The 6195-nt window shown below is 64.2% G+C and carries 4 protein-coding genes and 1 pseudogene; 1 reads left to right on the top strand and 4 read right to left on the bottom strand.

What is annotated here, in order from left to right; genetic code table 11:
- A pseudogene (locus ACEN88_RS22400) lies at window positions 1-437 on the bottom strand (hypothetical protein); the annotation flags it as partial.
- Between the two features lie 222 nt (window positions 438-659).
- Between ACEN88_RS22400 and ACEN88_RS22395 the strand changes: the two are divergent.
- Entirely contained in the window at window positions 660-1598 is a 939-nt protein-coding gene (locus tag ACEN88_RS22395; protein WP_413343157.1) for an exopolyphosphatase, read from the top strand.
- Here ACEN88_RS22395 and ACEN88_RS22390 read toward each other — a convergent pair whose 3' ends face one another.
- The 3 genes from ACEN88_RS22390 to ACEN88_RS22380 all read right to left on the bottom strand — a co-directional run bounded on the left by ACEN88_RS22390 (window position 1599) and on the right by ACEN88_RS22380 (window position 5979).
- On the bottom strand, window positions 1599-3992 hold the full coding sequence (locus ACEN88_RS22390; protein ID WP_413343155.1) for an EAL domain-containing protein: 2394 nt from the start codon (window positions 3990-3992) through the stop codon (window positions 1599-1601).
- A gap of 106 nt (window positions 3993-4098) precedes the next feature.
- The gene (locus ACEN88_RS22385; RefSeq protein WP_413343153.1) at window positions 4099-5364 is read right to left on the bottom strand and encodes a nitronate monooxygenase; all 1266 of its coding nucleotides are present in this window, start codon (window positions 5362-5364) and stop codon (window positions 4099-4101) included.
- Window positions 5365-5493: 129 nt separating this feature from the next.
- Window positions 5494-5979, bottom strand: coding sequence for a YajQ family cyclic di-GMP-binding protein (locus ACEN88_RS22380; RefSeq protein ID WP_413343151.1), 486 nt, complete (start codon window positions 5977-5979; stop codon window positions 5494-5496).
- Window positions 5980-6195 lie beyond the last annotated feature (216 nt).

Below are 6195 nucleotides of genomic sequence, written 5' to 3'. Positions count from 1 at the left end.
GCGTGTTGCGCCTCGTCGGCCGCCTGTTCCGCGGCGTCGGCCTTTGCCTGCGCCTCGTCGGTCTTGCCCTCGGCCGCCGCGTGTGCCGCTTCCGCGGCCTTGGCCGCCGCTTCCGCCTTGGCCGCCTCGATTTCCGGATTGATCGTGATCGTGCCGCGCCGGCTGTTCTTGCCCGGATTGATGTGGATGCCGCTGTCGTCGATCGTGACGGTCGGTTCGGGCCGGCGTGCGCTGTGTTCCGTGCGCGTGATCTCTTCTTCGCTGCTGGAGAACAATTCGTCCTGCAGAATCTTGCCGGAGACCAGCATGAGCGCGGCGAACAGGAAGAACTTCCACCACGACAGTTGCGTCACCCACGTCGCGACCGCGTCGAAGGCCTGGTACAGTGCCGACAGGGTATTCGAGAAAGTTTGCTGGGTAGAACGCCGTGTTTGCATGAAACTTATCTTTTTCAGAAGGTGCGGCGAGTGTAACCGCTGGCATGAGCGCCGGCCATCCCTTTGCGACAGCCTGCACGTTTCGGGCACTGGAATGCACAGGTTGATGACGCCGTGATGACGTATGGAAAAACTGTTAATTAGCAATATTGCGCGGTATGATGAACGACGTCCTGGCTGCGCCAGCCCATGCTTCATTCTCGACATGAAAGGGGTTTGCCGATGTCTGCCGTTCCCAAGCGTTACCGCCTCGTTACCCGCAGCGATTTCGACGGCCTCGTCTGCGCCGTCCTCCTCAAGCACCTGGACCTGATCGACGAGATCCTGTTCGTCCACCCGAAGGACATGCAGGATGGCAAGATCGCGATCAGTGCGCGCGATATCACGACGAATCTACCGTACGTTGCCGGCGCGCACCTTGCATTCGACCATCACTTATCGGAAACGATCCGCAACACGGGCCGGCGCGACAATCACGTCATCGACCCGAAGGCGCCCTCGGCCGCAAGAGTCGTCTACGACCACTACGGCGCCACGCGCGCGTTCCCGGCCGCCTGGCGCGACATGATGGATGCCGTCGACAAGGCCGACGCCGCGCGCTTCTCGCGCGAGGAAGTGCTCGATCCGCAGGGCTGGAACCTGCTGAATTTCCTGATGGATGCGCGTACGGGGCTGGGCCGCTTCCACGACTTCCGCATCTCGAACTACCAGCTGATGATGGACCTGATCGATTACTGCCGCAACCACACGATCGCCCAGATCATGCAGCTGCCTGACGTGCAGGAGCGTACCCGGCTGTACTTCGAGCACAGCGAGCTGTGCAAGGAGCAGATCCGGCGCTGCGCGCAGGTCCACGGCAACCTCGTCGTGCTCGACCTGCGCGAGGAACCCGTGATCTATGCGGGCAACCGGTTCATCATCTATGCGCTCTTCCCCGAGACGAATATCTCGATCCACGTGCTGTGGGGCCTGAAGAACCAGAATACGGTGTTCGCGACGGGCAAATCGATTCTCAACCGTACGTCGAAGACGAATATCGGCGCGTTGATGCTCGAGTACGGTGGTGGCGGGCACGAGAATGCGGGGACGTGCCAGGTGGCCAACGACATGGCGGAAGACGTGCTCGGCGCGCTGGTCAGGCGGATCACGAACGAAGGCTGATCACGCCGGCTGCTGTTCCTCCAGCATGCGCTGCGCCGCCTCCGCCGCGAGGGGCTCGCTGATCCAGATGCCCTGGATGTGGTCGCAGCCATGCGAGGTGAGGAAATCCAGCTGGGGCCGTGTTTCCACGGCCTCGGCCACCACTTCCATGTTCAGGTTGTGCCCGATGTCGATCAGGCTCTTGGCCACGGCCCGGCCGCCGCCGTCCAGCGTCTGGACCGTCGTGTGCGCCAGCTTGACCTGGGTGGCCGCCAGCTGCTGCAGATAGCCGAGGTCGCACAGGCCCGCCCCGAACCCGTCGACGGACAGGTCGACCCCCATCGTATGCAGTTGTTCCGCCAGTTCCTGGCCCAGTGCCGGATTGCGGATCAGCGCATCGATGCGCAGGTCGAGCTGCAGGCTGCGCGGCGGCAGGCGGTGGCGCGTCAGCCGGTCGGACAGGCCGGCGAGAAATCCCGGCTGGCTGTATTCGCGGTGCGAGACGTTGACGGTCACGGGCACGTTCACGTACCCGGCCGCACGCAACCGGGCCGCGAAGGCGCAGGCCTGGTCGAGCACGCGCTGGCCGATGGGCACGATCACGCCGCTTTCCTCGGCCTCGGCGAGGAAGCCGGCAGGGGACAGCACGCCCTGGTCCGGGTGGCGCCAGCGCAGCAGCGCCTCGAAGCCCGCGACGCGCCGGGTCGCGACGGCCACGCGGGGCTGGTACAGCAGGAACAGTTCGTCGTGGTCGAGCGCGTCGCGCAGCGCCAATTCGATGCGGTGCTTCGCTTCCGTGGTCGACTTCATGTCGGCCGAGAAGAAATGGACGTCGTTGCGGCCGCTGCCCTTGCCGTGGTACATCGCGAGGTCGGCCGCGCGCACGAGCTCCGCCGCCGTGCCGCCGTCGTGCGGGTACAGCGACACGCCCACGCTGGCGCCGACGGGGATCTCGCGGTTGTTGAAGGCAACGGGGATCGCGAAGCTCTGGCGCAGCCGTTCGACCATGCGCAGGGTAAAACGCAGCGACGGCTGGTTGGCGAGGATCAGCACGAACTCGTCGCCGGACATGCGCGCCACCGTGTCGCTGTCGCGCACGGACGCCTGCAGGCGGCGCGCGACGACCTTCAGCACGACGTCGCCCGCCTCGTGGCCGAACGTATCGTTGATGGTCTTGAAGTTGTCGAGGTCGATCAGCACCGTGGCCACGAGCGACTTGTGGCGCTGCGCGAGATGCAGCGCCTGCTCCAGCCGATCCCACAGCAGGTTGCGGTTGGCGAGGCCCGTCAGCGGATCGTGGTTGACCTCGTGCTCCAGGTGCGCCGTGCGCAGCATGGTCGCGGTGACGTCGGTGAGCACGCCGATGTAGTGCGTGACTTCGCCGTGCTCGTCCTGCACGGGCGTGATGGAGAGGTCGTTCCAGAACAGCTCGCCGTTCTTGCGCAGGTTGCGCAGCACGACCTTGGCGCCCGTGCGCGCCGCGATCGCGTCGCGCAGCTGGGCCCGCTCCGCCAGGTCCATGCCGGGTGCGGCCATGAAGCGCGGGTCGGTGCCGATGATTTCGTCCGCCGCGTAACCTGTGATGCGCTCGAAGGCCGGGTTCACGTATTCGATGAAGCTCTGGCCGTGGTCCAGCCGGGTGATCAGGATGCCGTTGCTGGCCGCGTGCAGGGCACGTTCGCGCAGGCGCAGTTGCTGTTCGTGCGCGCGTCGTTCGGCCAGGTCGACGCCCGTCCCAAACAGGTATTCGCCGCCGTTGCAGCGGATCTTCGTTCCGTTCAGCAGCACGGGCGTCTCGCGGCCGCTGCGCGACACGAAGTCGATCTCAAGCTTCAGTTCGCCGCCGTCGTCGAACGCGGCGCGGATGCCGTTGGCCAGCGGCGCGCGCTGGGGCAGTTCGATGAGGTCGAGGGCGCGCGTGGCACCGAGTTCGTCCGGCGTCATCTCCGTGACCTTTTCCAGGTTGCGGTTCCAGAGAACGAAGCGGCCGTCACGGTTGAGCACGTAAAAGGTGCCGGGGAAGGTATCCACGATGTCGGACAGCGGCGTGCGTGCGACCCGTTCGGCTTCCGTGCCGCCCCGCATGCGGCCCGTGGCGACGGCGACGGCGCACCCTCGCAAGTGGCTTTCGCCGTCGACCAGCGGCGCCAGCGTCAGCGTGCCTTCGAATACGCGTCCCCGCGCGCACATGAGCTCGACGTGGACTTCGGCCCCTTCGGGATGGCCTGTGAGGGCGCGCCAGCCGACGCTCCAGGCATCGCGTCCCGGCGGCGTGAACAACGTGGTGACAGGGCGGCCGAGAACCTGCCCGGCCGCCACACCGAACACCGCGGCGGAGCCGTCGTTCCAGGCCTGGATGGTGCCGGTCTCGTCGGTGAGAAAGACGCACCGGCTGGGCGGTTCGGATTCGTGCATGCCGGCTCCCGGTGTCGATGGAACCCGTTGGACCGCCTGGCCGTACTTCCGTTCCGCCAAAAGAAAAGGCGTGCCGCAGCACGCCTTTCGTCGATTATGGTAGCGGTCAGGCGGCCGCTTCCTGGCGCGGCGGCAGCGCGACCTGGTTGTCCACGCTGAACAGGTAATCCTTGAACACGTGCTCGGCGGACAGGATCTGGTAGGTGCCGTCCGACAGCTTGTGCGTCGTGTCCTTCAGGCGGTACGTCGTCGAGCCGCAGGTCCAGCAATTGAAGTTGCGCATGTGGGTGCACAAACAGGTCTTGTCGAACACCTGGATGTTCTTCTGGCCCGGATTCGCCTGCACCTCGCGGTTGTACGAATTGATGTAGGCGCAGTTGCCCGTCGCGTCCAGCAGGTAGCCATACGATTCGCAGCCGGGACGGATGCCCGAGCCGATCGCCGGCGTCTGCTTCAGCATGCGCATCGGATAACCCGTCGGCGAGACGCCGTTGACGATGATGTCTTCTTCGCTGGCGCGGAAATATTCCTGCTTGACGGAATCCGGCAGGCCGCATTCGTGGGTGACAGTGAAGCGGGTCGCCACCTGCACGCCGCCCGCGCCCTTTTCGAGGAACGACACGGCGTCGCTGCCCGTGAAGATGCCGCCGGCGGCGATCAGCGGGATATCGAGTTTTTCGGCGGCCAGGTACGCATGGATCTCGTCCATGATCGTGTGCAGGTCGTAGTCTTTCCAGTCTTCCATGCCGAAGCCCAGGTGGCCGCCGGCCAGCGGGCCTTCCACGATCACGTAGTCGGGCAGCCGGTTCAGGCGCGACACCTTGCGCAGGAACAGTTGCAGGGCGCGGACGGACGAGACGATGATGCCCAGCTTGGCGTCGCGGAAGCGCGGATGGTCCTTGATGAGTTCGAACGAGCCCAGGTGCAGGCCGGCCGACATCGTGATGCCGTCGATGCCCGCGTCCAGCGCCGCCGACAGGCGGGTGCGCAGGGTTTCCTTCGGCGCGTTCATCGTCAGCTTTTCCATGCAGTTCACGAAGATCAGGCCATCGCCTTTCTTCGCCGCCATGGTCGCGCCCACGTGCAGGCGCGTCGCCTCGGCCAGGCGGTCGAGGTCGAACTGGACGACGGACTTGTCCATGTTGTTGATGTTGAACTTGTACAGCTTGGTCTTTTCCTTGACGAAGCTGGTGTCGAACTTGCGGTCCGACACGTCCGGCACCATCGCATCGGAAATGTGGCCGATACCGCCCAGACGGGCCGCTTCCAGGGCCAGCTCCGACGTAGAGATATCCACGCCCATTCCGCCGATCATGATGGGCACATATTCCTTGTTGCCCAAACGCAGGCGGAAATCATCAACACGTTTCATTGCTATTCAACTCGTTGTTATAGGTAACGCCGCCGACCGGCGTGTTCGCACGCCCCGCATTTTACCCCACGCGGGGACGGGTCGAGAGCTCCATTTGCCGCACGGTCGTGCGGAGCGGGCAGGAAACGTTCAGTCGCGGAAGTTGTTGAATTCCAGCGGCAGATCCTTCACGTCCTTGCGCAGCAGCGCGATCGCTTCCTGCAGCGTATCGCGATCCTTGCCGGTGACGCGCACGGTTTCACCCTGGATCGAGGCTTGCAACTTCATCTTGCTTTCCTTGATGAGCTTGGTGATCTTCTTCGCGTCTTCCGTCTCGATGCCGTTGCGCACCTTGAGGACCTGCTTGACCTTGTCGCCGCCGATCTTCTCGACCTTGCCTTCGTCGAGGAAGCGCACGTCGACCTTACGCTTGGTCATCTTGTTCAACAGCACGTCGCGCACCTGGCCGAGCTGGAAGTCGGAATCGCCGAACACGGTGATCTCGCGTTCCTTCTGCTCGACCTTGGCCGAGCTGCCCTTGAAGTCGAAGCGGGTGCCGATTTCCTTGTTGGATTGCTCGACGGCGTTCTTGACTTCGACCATGTCTGCTTCGCAGACCACATCAAACGATGGCATCTTGTTTTTTCCTTGCACAGTAATGAATGGCGATATTGTAACCACTATAATGCGCCAAACACTACCCGCCCCAGCCATGCCAGCCGACCTGCCCCTGTCCACCGACGTTTCCCTCGCCCCTTTCAACACGTTCCGCATTCCCGCGCGTCCCAGGTTTTTTCCCTTCCAGCCGCAACGGTCGATCAGCCAGCCCGCGGCCAGCTTTTCGCTGCCGTC

This window comes from Massilia sp. CT11-108 (assembly GCF_047302915.1).
In the GTDB taxonomy this organism is placed as follows: Bacteria; Pseudomonadota; Gammaproteobacteria; order Burkholderiales; family Burkholderiaceae_D; genus Telluria; species Telluria orientalis.
This window is presented reverse-complemented; position numbering and strand designations above follow the sequence as displayed.

What these genes read in the sequence shown, in the direction of transcription:
- ACEN88_RS22390 (WP_413343155.1), bottom strand. Translation starts at nt 3,992, where the DNA reads ATGCACGAATCCGAACCGCCCAGCCGGTGCGTCTTTCTCACCGACGAG.
- ACEN88_RS22385 (WP_413343153.1), bottom strand. Translation starts at nt 5,364, where the DNA reads ATGAAACGTGTTGATGATTTCCGCCTGCGTTTGGGCAACAAGGAATAT.
- ACEN88_RS22380 (WP_413343151.1), bottom strand. Translation starts at nt 5,979, where the DNA reads ATGCCATCGTTTGATGTGGTCTGCGAAGCAGACATGGTCGAAGTCAAG.
- ACEN88_RS22395 (WP_413343157.1), top strand. Translation starts at nt 660, where the DNA reads ATGTCTGCCGTTCCCAAGCGTTACCGCCTCGTTACCCGCAGCGATTTC.